The organism is Leptospira kobayashii, from assembly GCF_003114835.2.
In the GTDB taxonomy this organism is placed as follows: domain Bacteria; phylum Spirochaetota; class Leptospiria; order Leptospirales; family Leptospiraceae; genus Leptospira_A; species Leptospira_A kobayashii.
Genome location: NZ_AP025029.1, coordinates 14,020 through 30,754 on the forward strand (window position 1 = coordinate 14,020; position 16,735 = coordinate 30,754).

A 16,735-nucleotide genomic window follows, 5' to 3' on the forward strand; every position below is an offset into this window, starting at 1 on the left:
TATGGAAGAGTCAAAATCACAGAAAACCTTAATCGACGAAATTAAGTTATACGAGAAAAAAGCCAAGGAAATTGAGCGCAGAGCCAAGGAGAAGTACATGGAACAAGTATCAGACATCAAACAAAAATTGGGCAAAGCAAGTGAAGAAGCTAGCATTCGTGCCAAAGAAGTCATAGACAATGTAGGAACTTATGTAAAAGAAAATCCTCAGAAAGCGGCAGTAATCGGTTTTAGTGTAGGACTTGGCCTTGGGCTCGCCTTGGGTTGGTTTTTCAAAAAAAAGTAAGTTTTGGCAAATCACTCACAATCACAAGAATCTAACACCGGTAAGGGTCCTCGTAAAAAAGGAGGGCTCAAAGGTGCTTTTTACGACCTCTTGGATAAGCTTACTGCTTATTGGGAGGTTATGGCAATTTACATCCAAAAGAATGTAAGCGTATTCCTTCGTAATCTGATCTTTTCCTCCATCTGGATTTTCTCCGCTTTATTTTTCATATTTATCGCACTACTCTATTTTTCTTATGCGATTTTCCTGAGTCTGCAAAAGTTTCTGTCAAATGGTGATCCCATTTTGGCAAGCTTAGGCACAGGGGTTCTGTTTTTTATCATCGCATTTGCACTTGTTGAATTGGTTTTAAAACAAAAAAAGTAAATCGGTCCATCCATGTTCAACCCACTCAAAGACCACGAACGTTATTCCGAAAAAGATCCGAAAGATATGAGTATGGAAGAGCTTCGGATGTTGCTTAAGATCCGTCGTTTGGATTTGGAATTGGAATGGAAAGAATTCCAAGGAAAAATTCATTTCTGGCAACGAGTGGGAAGAACCGTGAAACAATCGGGGATTCTAGATAAATTCCAGGAAGGAATCCAATCCTATTTTACTAAAAAAGAAGAAGATAGTACATCCACTTAATTTTATTTTTCTTAGTTAAGAAATTATTAATCTTACCGGAAAAATATTGCAAATACTGAAATACCATGTACGATTGGGCTCGTTTTCTTTCTCCCAATGAAACACTTAATATTCAGTAAAGAAATTTCAAAACTCAATCATTCTATTTATAGATTCGGTTTTATTTTATTTATCCTATCTATTTCTATCTCCCGTCTCTATGCATCTCCCAAAACTTCGGTGATTCCTACCGAACTGAAAACAAAACAAGGTCATTGGAAAACGGCGGAAGTCCTTTGGGATGAAACCTCAGGTCCTGTGGCTCCTGAATTTCATTATGCAAAACAAATCAAAATCGAAGCAAATGCCAAGGGTTTCTTTTTTTCAAGAAGGGAAACAAATCAAAAATCAGAACCTACGCAAAAGACAAAAAGAATCGATCAGAACACATACGTAAAATTATTAAATGATCTGATTCGAAAAGGCGCACTCAGTTTTACTTACGAAAACACTCCCCCGAAAAAAATAACAGGGGTTAGCTACAATTTTTTTTCCATTCGAATCGGAACGAAGAAGTCCCGTTTTTTTTACGTATTAAAAGATTTAGAAAAGAAAGAATTTAAAAAGAAAAAAGAAATCATTCAAGCCATGGAGAGGATCAGATTATGAAACAAACGCAAAAAACAAACCCTTTAGAATCAGCATTCCTGCGATCGTTCGCTTTAAGTTTTGTTTATATAATTTTTTCTTTTACTCCTCTTTTTTCCGAGGGAGTATTTGATCCTAGCTCCGTCCGGTCTTCCGATTGCAAACCAGGAGTTTTCAATTGCGGGTATTTACCGACTCCGAAAGAAATTCAAGATTCCATTCCTTTAAAAAGAGATTTTAATAATTTTGACGAACTTCCATCCAAAGTGGATCTGTCTTCCAAAATGCCTCCCGTGGGAAGCCAAGGACAACAAAACAGTTGTGTTGCGTGGGCTACCGGTTATGCGATCAAATCCTATCTGGCGGCGGATTCCGGAAAATCTCCCAATTACGATCCTCCTTTCAAAGGAGGAAAGGGTAATAATGTTTTTTCTCCCGCCTTTATTTACAACCAACAGAACGGAGGAAAGGATGCGGGACTTTATTATTATAAGACTTTGGAATTTTTACAAGCGAACGGCGTAGTTCCCTGGAGTAGCATGCCTTATTCCGACAAAGATTACAGAACCCAACCGAAAGAGTCCGCAAAAAAGGAAGCGCTGAATTATAAAATCAGATCCTTTTCCCGATTGAATTTCAAAAATCCTGACGAGCTCAAACGGGTAATTGCCGGTGGGAATGTAGTGTTATTCGGAATTATCATTGATGATGGTTTTTACAAATTGAAAGGCTCTGAAGTTTACGATTCCAACAGCGGACAGAGTTACGGCGGTCATGCGATGACCATAGTCGGTTATGATGATTCCAAAACTTCCAAGTCAGGGAAAAAGGGTGCATTCAAAATACAAAACTCATGGGGAGAAGATTGGGGAGACAAAGGATTCGGATGGATCTCGTATGCAATGCTTGCCAAAGTAGGACAGGAAACTTATGCACTGATAGATAACCCGAAAACAACAATCCAACAGCAGCCTACCGTAGTTTCTCCCGTACTAAAACCGTTGAGTCCTCCTATGGATATCAAAGCATCCCGGGGAGAATTCGATTCCATGGTCGTTCTGACTTGGCTTGCAAGTGATGGAGCGGTATCTTATCTCATCCAAAGAAAAGACAGCGGAGAAAATAAATACAGTGATTTAGCATATTCGAATTTACCTACATTTGCGGATTCCAATGTCAGCCCGGACTCAACTTATATCTATCGGATCTTATCGATCTCAAGCGAAGAAAGATCTTCTCCTTCCCAAGATGTGGAAGGATTTACCGCAGCAGTACCGAACAACCAGGGAAAATTGGGAAAAGTAGTCGGACTGACTGCTAAAACATATGTAAGCAACGGTTCTCCGAAAGTTTCTCTCAGTTGGTCTGCGATCGAAGGTGCCAACGGATACTGGGTGTCCAGAATCGAAAATACTAGAAAATGGAAAACGATTGGAAAAGTGAAATCCACTAGTTTCATAGATCCTTCCCCGGTTGTGGAGAAAACAAATTCCTACCGGGTCAGTGCTACATTGAACGGCACTAAGGTGGGAGATTGGAGTGATAGTTTGGGAGTGAATGTGGCAAATACGGAAGTAACCCCAAGTCAGGTTACCGATCTGACCGCTTCCCAAGGAGAATATTCCGATCGAATCAAATTGAGTTGGAATCCTGCACCGGGTGCAACCACCTATTTTATTTACCGATTCAATGAAGCGGGAGATCCTTCCGGACCTTTCGACACGGAATCTACAGCATATGAAGACGAAGATCCTCAGATCCGAGACGGAGCTTCCTTTGCCTATACGATTATTTCTGCAAATAATACAGGTTATGCGGAACCGAGTGAATTTGCTTACGGAAATATTGATCCGGAACTTTCCAAAAGATCTGCAGGAGCGGTACTAGCTCCTCCCGAAAATGTAACTGCCGAAATCAATCCAAAAGACAAAAAAGTCAATTTGAAATGGAATCCGGTAAAAGATTCTAATGAGTATTATATTTACAGAAAACAGGTAAATGTAAATTCCAACTCCAAAGGTAAAAACTCTGAGTTTCAATTTCTGATTCAGGTGCCTGGAAAACTGACCAAATTTTCCGAGAACTTTCCGGGAAGTCCCGGCGATTTGTTTTTGTATTCCGTAAGATCCAAATCGGAATTCGGATCGGAATCCAAAGATTCCAATATCGTATCCGTATTTCTCAACAAGGAACCGAGTTTGGTAAAAAAAAGGGCCCTTAGCCTGGACGAGATTCCGAAAACATTCCTGGGAAATTGGTCCGGACTGTATTGGGATCCCAAGTTAGGACCGCAAAACCTATCACTTGCGATCACAGGTGCGAACCAGGATTTCACTGCGATTTTAAAAGTGAATGATAAAGTCGTAAAACAGTACGGAGGGAAATGGACTCCCGGCAGTACAGGTTTGAAAACAAACGGTTTTCAGTTCGACTTAGCCAGAGGTATAGAAGGAAGTTCCGTCGTTCGATTGAATTCCGTGGGAGATCCATCGGAAGAAACGGAATACGGCTTTTCAAAAGATTGATTTCTGTTATGATTGGAAAAGAGGATTTATGGCAACAGAAGACATCTTAGTATTTACCACAATCGGGGATCGTGATATGGCGGAAGAACATCTAACAGTGATGTTGGAATTAGGGATTATTACATCCGCGACTATTTTTCCGGAAGTGGAACTACTCTATATGTGGGAAGGAAAAATAACGGTAGATACGGAAAACAAAATCCTAATCAAAGCGAAAGCCGAACATTATACTGCGATTGAAGAATACATTATGAAACACCACCCTTATATAGCTCCTGAAATCATAAGGATGGATGTAAGTTTCGGTTCTCCCGCTTACAAAGCCTTTGTGGCGGATAAAATCAAACGTAACGCAGGTTAAGAGTGAACTTTAAAAATTTGAAGTTCACTCTCTAACGCTTTTCAGACTAGTACGAATTTTATCTCGTGATTCTTTGTACCAAATATAAGATCCGTACACTGCAATCACTAGAAAAACAAAATACTCTATCGTGACCAAACGAATGTCTTTAAGGTAATATAAAACAATACAAACCACATCCACACTGATCCAGATGAACCAAGACTCTGCGATCCGCCTTGCCAGGAGAAAATTAGCAACAATGCTTGCAACAGTAGTGAAAGCGTCCCAGTAAGGAAAGGATGGCTGTTCCGTAAAATAAACGGGAAGGAGAACCGGAAGTTTTTTTGTCAATTCACCCAGAAAAAAACTGAAAATCAAAATGGAAAAAACCAGAGAATATCTCACTTTCCACCTTAGAGTCGTTATAGGAGGCTTAATTCCTTTTCTCTTTTGCCAATAGATCCAACCGTAGATACTGGAAGCAAAAAAATAAATCTGAAGCAGCATATCCGAGTAAAGGTGGATCTGGTAGAACAAAAAGAAAAAACAGATCGAATTGAAAATCCCTATAGGCCAAGTGATAATCCTATCAACGGAAGCATAATATACGCAGAAAAGACCTGAGACGATCCCCAAACATTCCAAGAGGCTGATCGGATAATCCAAAACGGAAAACAAAACATAGTCTAAAGACAAAAATTCCATACGGAATTTACGAAATTAATCCTGCTATACTTTGCGCAAAGTCAATTTTGTAATCTCAGAAGGTGCTCCCAAACGAAGCGGTGGACCCCAATAACCGGTTCCCCGACTAACATATAACCACATCTCTTTATAACGATGAAGCCCCGCCACAAATTTCTGAGCCAGATAGATTACTATATTTCCGGGGAAATACTGTCCTCCGTGTGTATGACCTGACAACTGGAGATCATATTCATAACCGGAAGCTTCTTTTATACTATCCGGTTGATGAGCCAATAAAACTTTGAAATCGGAACCTTCGCCTCCTTTGATGGCTTTGCCGGGATCTGTCTTGTGTTCTGGTAAAATACTACCCGCTTTCAGATCCGTAACACCTGCGATCGTAAGAGTTGCGGTTTTATGTTTGATCACCTGGTTTTCATTGAGCAAAACATTGATTCCCAACTTTTCCACTTCCTTGATCCAAGCAAGAACTCCGGAATAGTATTCATGATTACCTGTGATAAAGTAACTACCGTAAGTTGATTTTAAATCCTTAAGAGGAAGAATATGACCTTTTAAGCTCGCAACACTTCCGTCTACCAAATCTCCCGTGATCGCGACAAAATCAGGATTCAAACGATTGACTCTCTCCACTACATGCGTGAGAAATTTTCCTTTGATCGTAGGTCCGATATGGATATCGGAGATTTGTACAATGGTAAATCCGTCCAAGTCAGGATGAAGATCTGATACGGGAATGTCTACTTGGATCGTTTTTAGTCTGTGATGTGCCTGAAAAAAACCTACACCTGTCAATGTTCCGGCCGCACCAATAGTTCCCAATGCAAACGCATAGTTCGTATAACTCCACTTAGGCAAAAATGAGAAAGTATCCGTAAAGGAAAAATCGGGGGATATGAAACCGACAATCGGATTTAGAATATAAATACCGAAAGTAGTGATATCTTTTAAAAGAACCAATGAAAAGAGAATGGTAAAAAATCCCAAACTGGTAAATGCGATGTAGGATAAAATGGATTGGTATTTTTCCCGATTTACCGTCTGGCTGAAAAAATAAGAAATAGGAATGATCGCTACAAGTGACACAATAAGTATCCAAAACAAAGCGAGATTCCAGCCTGTTATGCCCAAACCCTGAACCAAACGTACTCCCGTATAAGAGTAACCAATTCCCAAAATGAATGTAAAAATCGAAATAAAGATAAGAAAACGGGACATGAGACTTCCTTTTGTGTTTAGACTATATGAGAAGACGAAAATTTTGAAAAACAATCGAGAACTGTTCCTGGCGCGGGGGGAAGAGAGGGATTTTGATCGTACAGTACTCCCCGCCCGATTCAGGGTGGGGAACTAGACCCGCCACCCAATGTCTTCCTCCTACCATATCGCCTTCACTTCGTAAAGCGATCTTCCGATTTATAAAATTTTTATCCAAATAAGTTCGCCTTTTTGCCACGGAAATAACAATCTGCTTCGGTTTTGTTCTGAATCTTCAATCGATGTTCCCGCCCAGGGATACGCAGGGCTTGGTCGCGGAAGCGACCGGAGCGTCAGCGGAGCCCGGAGTAGCCCGGTCCCGAAGGGAGGGCGCCAAACATTGATTTGGAGATCGATTGGTATTAGGTTTGCGTTTACGGGCAATTATTCGCCACACGTATGTTATACTTTGCACTCAGATAACATTGGACTTGGTTTCTCTCGGTGGCGGTCAACACACGATTAAAATATAAAACTTCCGCAATATTTCCGTTATATGGCTGAACTCCTGCAGGCAAACTTCCCACATAAATTCCATTCAATGCTCCCGCGCTCGGAGGAGTAAAAGTCGCAAGTGGCGGAATCGTAAGTCCTTCTGCGCCTGTAGTGTCCCAATAAAACGGACCGGCAATAGCGGAGACCGAGTCGTAATGCATGGAAAAAATTCTGCCTTGTCCCAGAGCGCTAAAGCCGGTATTACTTCTTGCAAGACAAGCGGTTCCTGCATTATGAAGTGCAAAAGTAGAGCCGACGGGAACGCCTGTGTTACAACTGACCCCGGTCGGGTCATCGAAGTAAAATTGTTTTCCTCCGATCGCTGGCCCCAAGTTAACGGCTGTTTGTGTTCCTGTAGTTGCCGCTCTCGTTTGAACGATGAAAAAAGAAAAATCATCCGTATTTAAACCGTAATAAGGCGCTGTTGTTTTGGAAAGATATTCTCCGGGAGTTCCCGTAAATTGAACTGCCGGTTTGGAATTGATTCCATTTGCAATCCAGTTGAATGTTCCCACAAAGGAAGTAAGCGCATTTCCCCCGTTCCCGGAAATATTATTCGGACTGGTATCCACCCAGGAAGTGACAGGCCCTGCACTGAAAGAATCCGCCTGCAAGTGGAGCTGAAGCCCCGAAACTTGCCCCGGATAATATCCGCTCATCGCCCGGATTTCATTTGAGGATAAAACCCGATTGTAAATTCGAATATCGTCAAGGAACCCTGAGAAGTGTTCCAATATATCTACTCTGGTCCCAATTCGTAAAACTGTGGAAACGCTGGTAGACCATAATGGTTTGGCCGAAGAAGCAATTAACATCCCATTGGAATAGATGGAAGCGGTTGTTCCGTCATAGGTCCCGCAAATATGAACCCATCTATTCAAGATATTATTGTGTTCCCCGAACAAATCGTCCGCCAAACCGTAGTTTAATATATTTGTCCCATTTACGAAAATACCGTTTGCATTGTCCGTAGTGGCGGCTCCGTAACTTAGTATGTTCTGCGCCGCAGTGGAATTTGTTTTTGTCCAGGCACAATTGGTTCTGGACGAACTACCCGCAGGAATTCCCACGGGGGTTGTCTTTTCAAAATGGGAAGCGCCATTCAAACTGAGCGCCGAATTGGTTTGACCAAAACGATCATTCACATATGCAGTAGCACCTGCACTTAGACTCAGATGATTTTCATTTCCGCTCAAGTCGTTTAGTGTAGATGTAAACGGATAGTAGGCAACTAGTCCCGAAGGCACCTGGGTCGCTAGTTTTTGAATGGAAGAAAGATCCAAAGCTCCTTTGAAAAATCGAACATCTGAAACTCTACCGTTGAAGTAATATCCGCCACCACTATCCCCGACTTTGAAACTTCCCGTAAGCGCAATGGGATTCGCGGAATAAACGATTCCTTGTGCTTTACCGTTGATATAAATTTCCCAGTTAACGCCACTACGAACCAAAGCCAAATGAGTCCAGGTGTGCAAAGGAACTCCTTGCGCCGTACCGGAGCTTGACCCGACCGCACCTAACGAAACGGAAACAGTATTAGTTGTCGGATTGATGGTAAGTCCGTAGCCGTTCGTATTTCCCGTTCCATTGTAAAATACAAATTGAACGGATGGAGAACCTCTATGAAATACCCAAGCCGAAATCGTAAGATTGGTTGTGTCTGTTGTTGCTAGCGAAGATGTATTGACATATTGCGAAGTTCCGTTCAAATCATAAGCACCAGCAGTATTTCCATTTTCATCGGAAACAAGAGGAGGGGCATTAACAAGTGTTCCGTGATTTGTACCGATGCTATCATTTGCATTTCCGTCAAAAGTATATCTGGAAAGTAATGAAGGTTCCAAACGACGGATGGATCCGTTCGTTTGATCGGTAATATAAACATTCACACCGTCGGTTGTTATATAACCGATCTCGTTCATGAGTCCGTTTGTGCCGGTATTGTCCGCATAACCACCAGCTATGTTTCCTGCCACTGTAGTCACTTTATTATCCGATAAACGTAAATGCCTGATCGTACGACCGGAAAACTCAGCGATGAATAAATTGGTTCCGTCCGTAACGATCCCTGTCGGATCGAAAAATTGTGCGGCGGTTCCTATTCCGTCTTTAGTGGCACCTACTCCGCTCCCGGCAATGGTTGTGACGCCATAATTGCCCGAAGAAAGTTCCACCCGTCGGATTCTATGTCCGCCTATATCCGAAACATACAAATATCCGTTGAATGCAGCAACACTTGTAGGACTTATAAATCTTGCATTTGTCCCGATCACATCATCTTGGTGACTGGAGATTCCTGCAGAACCTGCAATTGTAGTTACAATCGTTGTAGCAAGATCCATTCTTCGAATGATGAAATTCGTTCTGTCTATAATATACAAACTATTGTTATAGATGGCGAGAGCAGTAGGAAAATTAAAACTAGCGGCAGTGCCCGATCCGTCGGCGGATCCGACATTTCCTGTTCCTGCGATTGTGCTCACGCTGCCGGTCGAAAGTAAAATCTTACGAACGCGATGTCCCAAATAATCATTCACATAAAGATTTGTACCGTCGGTCGTAAGTCCGATCGGATTATAAAATCTGGCAGCAGTTCCTACACCGTCCAAACAATTGGTGGTGGTAACTCCGGGACAAGTGACGCCTCCTCCCGTATTTCCCCCTGCTACAGTGGAAACCGCTCCCGTTGAAATACTGATTTTGCGAATGAGATGATTGGAATAATCCGCGACATAGATATAACTTCCGTCCGTCGTGATTCCTGTGGGATCGGAGAATCTGGCAGTGGAAGCAGGTCCCGGGCCACCCACATTTGTAGGAAAAGAACCGGCCACAGTGCGAACGAAAGCGAGTCTTCCTTGAAACAAAGTTCCCAAGTCCGAACTGGCAACGCTGTGCAAGGCTCCTGCCAACAAGTAACCCGTCTGACAGTTGATAAAGATAGTAACATTGGCACTTGGCATGGTTCCGATGGTAAGGGTATAATCTTCAAAGGAACAATGTTGTCCCACTGGTTGAGTTAGAATCGAAACATTATATGCATTCCCTGTTTTGATTCTGGCAGTGAATTTATTAAGCCCTGCAGCGGTAATTGTCTTCGTATTAGTAGCATTATTTCGGACTTGCAAGGTTCCGGCTAAACCGGTAATATTCACACCCACTTCATAATAATCGGGACCCCAGCCGCAAGTGACGCTGATATTTGTGATATCGGAAGTTTGTACTGTTCCTGTATTGCCGGCAATGGAACAATTAAGTCCGGATGTGGAATTCACTGTCATATCCACGGAATAATTCGCGGCAGTTTTTAATTTTGTAGTAAAAGAAAAATTTTGATCGGAGTGAACCGTAACGGTTTCACCTGCATTTGTTAAAGTAATGCTTGTATCGGAGTCCAATCCGGAAACAACCCCACCGATCGAATAAACGGAAGTTGCTGTGGATTCTTTCGGACCGAGGCGCAGGTAACTTAAAACTTCCAAAGGGCTGCGATCGAGTACAGGAATACAGGAGTAAAAAAAACCAATGAAAACCAGATAGGAAGAGGCTTTGGATTTCATACTAAATTCCTATATATAGTAACACTGTTTAAAGATCGGCTTTGAGTAAATAAATTAAAATGGACCCTTCCGTCTAAGGAGCGGACGTCTGCCGAAGAGAAGTTGTTTTAAGAGACAAAATACTTAAACCGGGGAAGTATTTTATTTTTGAATCAATTCCAATATTTTAGTCCGACCGAGAACAACCTTTTCGAATCAACTAGGATACGTGGAAAATTCAAATCCGAAATACTTCTTCTTTGAAACCTTTTTCACCCAACCATTTGCTTTGTAAAAGATTATAGCTAACGATTTCGAAATCACGGGATAATAGTTTGCGATATTGTTTTGCGGATCTCTGATAAGCGTAAGGATCAACAAAGTTCATTTCTTTTTTCATCACAGCATAATCTTCTTTTGTAGGAACCGTAAAATAAAGATAATTGCAATACTTAGCCAGCTTTTCCAACAACTGATCCAATACGGAATCGGGAAGATACTGAATCACCGAATTGCAAATCCCAAGCTCTACGGGTTCTCTTTCCAATTTTGCCAAATGGAAAGATTCCAAAGGAGAATGATATATATGAAATTTGTCCGATTTTTTCACCCAGTCTTTTTTCAAAAGATCCTCATAAGCATCCTTTGATGCATCCACCGCAAATACTTTAACAGGCGCAAAACTACGAACGAATTCCCGCAACAAAATCGCCTTACCAAACCCGAAGTCTGCGATTTTATAAACGGGTATTTCCATCAATTGAAATAAAGTATGTAAATACTGAGCATGTTGTTTGGCGTTATACGATCCGTCTACATCCAGTCCGTTCCCGTATATCTCGGACCAATAGGTTTCATCGAATTCTTTTCCGTTCTTTCCAAGGCCCGATTTTGTTTTTTTTAAAAAGGATTTCATATCTGGAATTTTATTTGCTAATTGTATATGTGTTTTCGGGTTATTGTTTTTGAAAATCGCAAATTTATACGGGTCATTCCGGGAAATAAGACGGGAAGGATTCGTTTTTCACTTGTTAAGATTACGACCTCCTCGGAGACTTTTGCCATGGGAATACTCTTCGACAGGGAGAAAACAAAAAGAATCACAATCTACTTCTTCTTTATCCTACTGATTGTCTACAGATTCCGTTCCCTCTTTTATCTGGATGACTCGGTCAGTTGGGATGGACCTGGGCACAAAGTTCTCATAGGTATTTTTTCAAAACTGGGAAGAGAGTTCTTAGCCGAAGGATACGTTGAAGATTGGTTTGGCGGATTTCCCGCTTTTCGGTTTTATCCCCCGGCTTTTTCCTTTATCGGTTCTATCCCTCATTGGATAGGATGGGATTTGGATCTTTCTTTGCGGTTTGCCGTTATCTCGACTGTCGTTATACTTTCGTTAGGTTACATTTATTTCGTATCTGCTTTTCTTCCGACGGATCTCTCTTTTATTTCCCTATTTTTATATGCAAGTTTTTCAGGATCACCTGTGCTGGGAGCCTCCTTCGCTGGCATTTGGGGAGGAAATTTTCCTTCCTTACTCGGTTCAGGACTTACCTACTTTGTTTTAGGAAGTTGGATTCGTTATTCAAAAGGACGCGATTGGAAACATCTTATTTTTGCCCTATTGAGCCTAAGTCTTCTGGGTTACACCCATTATCTTAGTTTTTTGTTTTGTTATTTCATACTTGCAGTCTTGTTTTTGATGCAAACTGATTCTTTAAAGAAAAAGGAAAGTTGGATCTTTGTTTTTTTACCGATTGTGTTCGCTCTGCCCTCTCTGTACGGGCCTATGTTTCAAGGGAGTGAAAATCTGGGGGAAACTTTGTTCGCCTACTACCCTTTCCTACAAACGATGTTTGGTGAGACGGAAGGAGATTCGGTTCTAAAACAATTTCTACTGACTCCGGCCAGGGTCATTCCGTTTCTATCTTTAATAGGAATATTTTTATCCCTTCGAAACTTAAAGGAAAACGGCCCGTATATCATTGTTCTATTTGTTTTTCTTTTAATGACTCAAGACGTATCTTTTGTTAAATTTTTCTCTTTTACCAAAATCCATTTTTACCGTTCCTGGGATCTTTTTCTGGGTATTTTTTATCTATTGGCAATCAAAGGGCTTTGGGATTACAGATCGACGACATCGACCAAATACATATTATACGGCATAGGAATCATTGCCTTGGTTTTGCTTGGACCAAGATCCTTTGGTTCTCCTTTATCTTCCCTGGCAATAGACGATTCCGTTTCTTTCTTACGAAAAAACATACCTGCCCGGTCGAATGTATATGTGGAAACTACAGTTTCCTTCCCCTGGAATCGCTCTCCCCATCTTTCGCTTTCATGGATTTATGAGTCTGATTTCAGATCGGATAACGGACTTATGGTGGAATCAAGTTGGGCTCCTTTCGTGCAAAGACTGTATCTTCCGGTTCAAAATGAAAACGATTTTAACTGGGGGTTCTCCGATCCTAGGGCGGACTACTCTTTGAACTATCCAAGCCCTGAATTGTCCATGCGGTTTTTACAAGCGAGAAATATCGATTTTTTGATTACAAAAACCGGTAGCTTCAAAAACAATTTTTCTTTTTTAAAAGAAGAGATCTCGTTCTCCAGCCACTTAAACATATTAAAAGTTCCTAAAGCTCAAAATGACGAAAGAGAAAAAAAGACGATAGGTTTGGTTTCGTTAGCGACTACCTTGGGAGAAGGGAAAGTCAATTCACCCAAAGAGTTTTTTATAGAATCGTTTTTACTCGCGCAAAACCCTGCAAACAAATCGATCCTTTATTTGGATATAAACCCTCTTTGGAACCAAATTCCCGTTTCTGAAATGCAGAAAGAGATTTCGATCATTCAAATTTACGATCCGAAAAAACATACAGTCGTGGAAACCTTGGAAAAACAGAAAGAAACGGATACGTGCAATCCTAAAATCATTCCCAAATCATACTTCGATTCATTAAAATCGGAATCGGATCGAATATTGTACAGGACACAGTTTAACCAAATCTTTGTTTGCCTGCAGAATGAAAAATCACAAACAGTTTATCTTCCCCAAGCTTTGGGGATCTCTAAGTTTATCGGCCTCGTCTTGATTTTTTCAGGATGGGCGCTTGCATTTATCTTCTCTCTCTTAAACAGAAAGGATGTATTTAAGGAATAAATCACCTTCCAATTCGGTTGGTTCTGCATCATCGATAGAAGAAAATTACCGTGCTTTTGGGAATCAATCATTACATATTCGTAACCCAAGTAATAAGGAAGTTCGGATAAATCCGCCTCTTCGTTCTTCCAAAAAGAGAAAATCATTTGGTACCGAGTAGGATCCTTTGCAAAGGAATACAAAGGATTCAAACCGAAGGGATAAATGAGTTTGGGACATTTGAAATAAAACGAAGGAAAATCATCCCATCGAATCCAAAGTTTGGTTCCGGTTTCCAATTTTTCGCAAGCCAGGAAAACAGATGTGAGACTGCCACTTTCTCTATTTTTTTTGATTTGATAATCCACTCCTTGCGCCAATTGTCCTGCATACAAAAAAAACAAGGATCCGAATACTACTGAAAATAGATCACCTTGCACTTTTGCCCTAAGATGCGATGAAGAACCTAACCAAAGAAAGCCGATCGGAACCGTCCACTCTATACTTTTCGTCGTAAAATAGGAAGAGACGAGACCGATCGCAAAAAGAGTAAAAAGTGCCCTATCTCCGTCTTTTCTTGCGAAAAAGGAAATCAAAATCAGTACGAAGTAGGTCTGAAAAAACAATAGATTGCCGGGAGCTAACCATTCTGCGATTTTTTCAACATCGTTCGGCTGGAAAATCTGTCCCCACCATTCCAAATAAAATGCATGGAACTGATTGGGAAAAGAAGGATGAATGATAAGCCCTAAACAAAATCCGATAAACGCATAATAGAACAAAGAATATTCTTTAAAAAACCAAAGTAAGGAAAAGAACGAATCGTTTGTTTTTTTGCGAATCCGATAACTTTCCATAAAAGACAGACTGTTCGAAACAAATGAATACAAAAGAATCAAAGGAGAAAGAGGATATGTCCAAACTAGAACCCAAGCCAAAGAAAAAACCGCCCATTTGTTCTTTCGATTCCAAACAATCAGATATATGATAAATAAAGGAAGAAAAACGAGTAAACCCTTACCGAACAACAACCTACCGGTAAATACATAAGACCCGAAAAGAAAGAGCCCGGAATAAAATAAAATTTCCCGCTTGTTTTTTACTTCTACGTAAACCAGATAGCTAAATAAACAAACGGATGTAAGGAGAGCAATCCAAAGTTTGATTCTGATAACAGGGACAAATCTTAATACTTGATGGTATAGAAAATGGGTGTCTCCGTATCCTTCCGACCAAATCGATTCTACAGCCGAAGGAATTGTGAGAACCATTCCTTTACGATGATAATCTCCAGCTACTCCGAGATGAAATAGGATATCCGAATCCAAAAGACCGGTATCGATATGAAGCAGATAGTATATATAAATCAAAGATAGAAACGAAGAAAGAAATACCCAAGGAAATCTTTTGAAATGATTAATTGGAAGCGGCTCCCCACTCTATTCCGAAATTACTGCCTCCCGAGGAAGGAATGGATGTAACTCCAAGTTCAGTCAAACCTCCGTCAGCTCCTATCTTATACATATGTATGTTCTTAATGCATAATGAGGAGGAACAAAGACCTATACTCACCGTGGTTGCAGCCGCTAGTATTTTTCCATCCGGTGATATTCTGATACTATCTACAGCCAATGCACCCGTAGGTTTGATACTAGGATAAACAGGTGTTAGTTCCCCACTCTCCAAATCATGTTTTACGATTTGGATCACGCCCTGATCCGGTGTCCCCGATATCACCCCGCCTAAATAAAAGAACTTATCATTGGGATGGCCTTCAAAATGGAAATACTGGGCACCTTCCGTAGTGAGGGGGAAATCTTTGTCCACCGAATCCAAAGTCCCGTCGGATTTCACTTTTCTTCGGAGTAAGCTGGTCACCTTTAAATTATTCACTCCCGGAAGTGAAGTATGAGGTGCCGAAAACAAATAGTCATTGGTCAATGATTTTGCATGCAACGTCAAACGGTTGGAAGGATTCGAATCGCCTCCCAGATAGGTGCTGGTAAGACTACCGTCCGTACCGATTCGAAAAACTTGTGTATCATTGGTGGTGGGGACCGCAGGGAGTGAAAAAACATAATCTCCCTTGGGACTTAAAGCAAAACGAATACTTCCACCGCAGCTGAAACCAAAAGGTCCCGCGAAACTGGACAGATCCCCTGTGGTTGAATTTGTCTGAGTTGTATATAAATCCCCAATTCGATAAAAAAGTCGTTCCGTATTGGGTATTCCTTTTAAGAAAGAAATATTGACCAAAGAAGTAAATGGAGAATTGGTCAAAGTAGTAAACGAAGCTCCATCGCTATTGACACTGACTCCTTTTAGATATGCGGGAGCGGCATCACTTCTAGTGAAGTATATAAATTTATTTCCATACGAAGCAGCAAGCCTTGCCGGCGTACATCCGTTACCGACTTGAATCTGCTGTTTCCCGGACAATGTTCCGCTCGTCGTATTTACAATATAACTTAAAACTCCGTCATCTGCGGCAATCGAACTTGCTCCGCTTACAAACATAATCTTACCAGTAGTGCCACCTTTTGAGAATAAGGAAAACCCAAATGGAAATGTCACCGCTGTTGGAGATGAGATCTTCAAATTTAGATTCCATAGATTTTTCGGCTCCGCATCCGGAATGATGGTAAGAGTCACTTTTTGCTCATAACCCGCAGGCCATGTAGCCGGCACTGTTTCATCCGCTTTAATGGTAAAAGTACCCATCGAAGTAGTTTCCAAAGTATAGGGAGGACCGTCCGTTTGATAGAGAGTGAATGGTAATTTTCCTGTGTTCTTCAAAATAACAGGAAAAGAATTCAATGAGAATGCGTTTTTAATTCCAAAATCGATTACTGTTCCCGATTCGTAACTTTTGCCGTTGTAAATAATCGTAAGTCGTGTATCAGGTGTTTGGTCCCGAAGACGTAATAAGAATAACAAATCCATTGTTTCCGGGGAGGCTAATTGAGGAAACTTACAAGAAGAGAAAATGACGAGTAGAAGATAAATTACTTTTGATTTCATTCGTTCCCCTCCTTTTGGAATAACATCTAGGAACTCCTATCGTAGCAAAATACGAGATAATTTGCAATTTTTTTACCATGAAAAGGAAAAGGGGAAATAAAAACCCCTTTCGCACAACTGTACCAAAGGGGTCAATGAACCAAGTTCAGAGAGAGAATCCGC

The 16,735-nt window shown here is 41.0% G+C and carries 13 protein-coding genes; 7 read left to right on the forward strand and 6 right to left on the reverse strand.

From position 1 onward, the window contains the following. Position 1: 1 nt before the first annotated feature. The 6 genes from DI077_RS18360 to cutA all read left to right on the forward strand — a co-directional run bounded on the left by DI077_RS18360 (position 2) and on the right by cutA (position 4,429). Positions 2–286, forward strand: coding sequence for a DUF883 domain-containing protein (locus tag DI077_RS18360; protein WP_109022250.1), 285 nt, complete (start codon positions 2–4; stop codon positions 284–286). A gap of 3 nt (positions 287–289) precedes the next feature. Next, complete coding sequence (locus DI077_RS18365) at positions 290–652, forward strand: LBF_4227 family protein (protein ID WP_109022249.1); 363 nt, start codon at positions 290–292, stop codon at positions 650–652. Between the two features lie 12 nt (positions 653–664). Beyond that, positions 665–916: a hypothetical protein gene (locus DI077_RS18370; RefSeq protein WP_109022248.1), complete on the forward strand. Its 252-nt coding sequence runs from the start codon at positions 665–667 to the stop codon at positions 914–916. Positions 917–1,012: 96 nt separating this feature from the next. After that, positions 1,013–1,564, forward strand: a complete 552-nt coding sequence (locus DI077_RS18375) for a hypothetical protein (protein ID WP_109022247.1) — start codon at positions 1,013–1,015, stop codon at positions 1,562–1,564. After that, positions 1,561–4,068 carry a C1 family peptidase gene (locus DI077_RS18380; protein ID WP_109022246.1) on the forward strand — a complete coding sequence of 836 codons (2,508 nt, stop codon included), beginning with the start codon at positions 1,561–1,563 and terminating at the stop codon, positions 4,066–4,068. Before DI077_RS18375 ends, DI077_RS18380 begins: the two co-directional genes overlap by 4 nt. A 28-nt stretch (positions 4,069–4,096) precedes the next feature. Then, a complete protein-coding gene (gene cutA, locus DI077_RS18385; protein WP_109022245.1) occupies positions 4,097–4,429 on the forward strand; it encodes a divalent-cation tolerance protein CutA in 333 nt (110 codons plus the stop codon). Between the two features lie 24 nt (positions 4,430–4,453). Here the strand turns inward: cutA and pnuC are convergent, their stop codons facing one another. From pnuC to DI077_RS18405, 4 genes are all read right to left on the reverse strand, one after another. After that, entirely contained in the window at positions 4,454–5,116 is a 663-nt protein-coding gene (pnuC, locus tag DI077_RS18390) for a nicotinamide riboside transporter PnuC (RefSeq protein ID WP_109022244.1), read from the reverse strand. A 24-nt stretch (positions 5,117–5,140) separates the two neighbouring features. Continuing rightward, complete coding sequence (locus tag DI077_RS18395; protein WP_109022243.1) at positions 5,141–6,337, reverse strand: metallophosphoesterase; 1,197 nt, start codon at positions 6,335–6,337, stop codon at positions 5,141–5,143. Between the two features lie 413 nt (positions 6,338–6,750). Beyond that, positions 6,751–10,431 carry a LamG-like jellyroll fold domain-containing protein gene (locus DI077_RS18400; protein WP_109022241.1) on the reverse strand — a complete coding sequence of 1,227 codons (3,681 nt, stop codon included), beginning with the start codon at positions 10,429–10,431 and terminating at the stop codon, positions 6,751–6,753. Positions 10,432–10,648: 217 nt separating this feature from the next. Further along, on the reverse strand, positions 10,649–11,326 hold the full coding sequence (locus DI077_RS18405; protein ID WP_109022240.1) for a class I SAM-dependent methyltransferase: 678 nt from the start codon (positions 11,324–11,326) through the stop codon (positions 10,649–10,651). Positions 11,327–11,473: 147 nt separating this feature from the next. Between DI077_RS18405 and DI077_RS18410 the strand changes: the two genes are divergently transcribed. Beyond that, a complete protein-coding gene (locus DI077_RS18410) occupies positions 11,474–13,573 on the forward strand; it encodes a hypothetical protein (RefSeq protein WP_135354936.1) in 2,100 nt (699 codons plus the stop codon). On the opposite strand, the gene DI077_RS18415 is transcribed toward DI077_RS18410, so the two are convergent. Both DI077_RS18415 and DI077_RS18420 read right to left on the reverse strand, forming a co-directional pair. Further along, positions 13,456–14,922, reverse strand: a complete 1,467-nt coding sequence (locus tag DI077_RS18415) for a hypothetical protein (protein ID WP_135354935.1) — start codon at positions 14,920–14,922, stop codon at positions 13,456–13,458. The genes DI077_RS18410 and DI077_RS18415 overlap by 118 nt on opposite strands. A 46-nt stretch (positions 14,923–14,968) precedes the next feature. Then, positions 14,969–16,573 (reverse strand): lactonase family protein, encoded by a 1,605-nt coding sequence (locus tag DI077_RS18420; RefSeq protein WP_109022237.1) that lies wholly within the window; start codon positions 16,571–16,573, stop codon positions 14,969–14,971. Positions 16,574–16,735 lie beyond the last annotated feature (162 nt).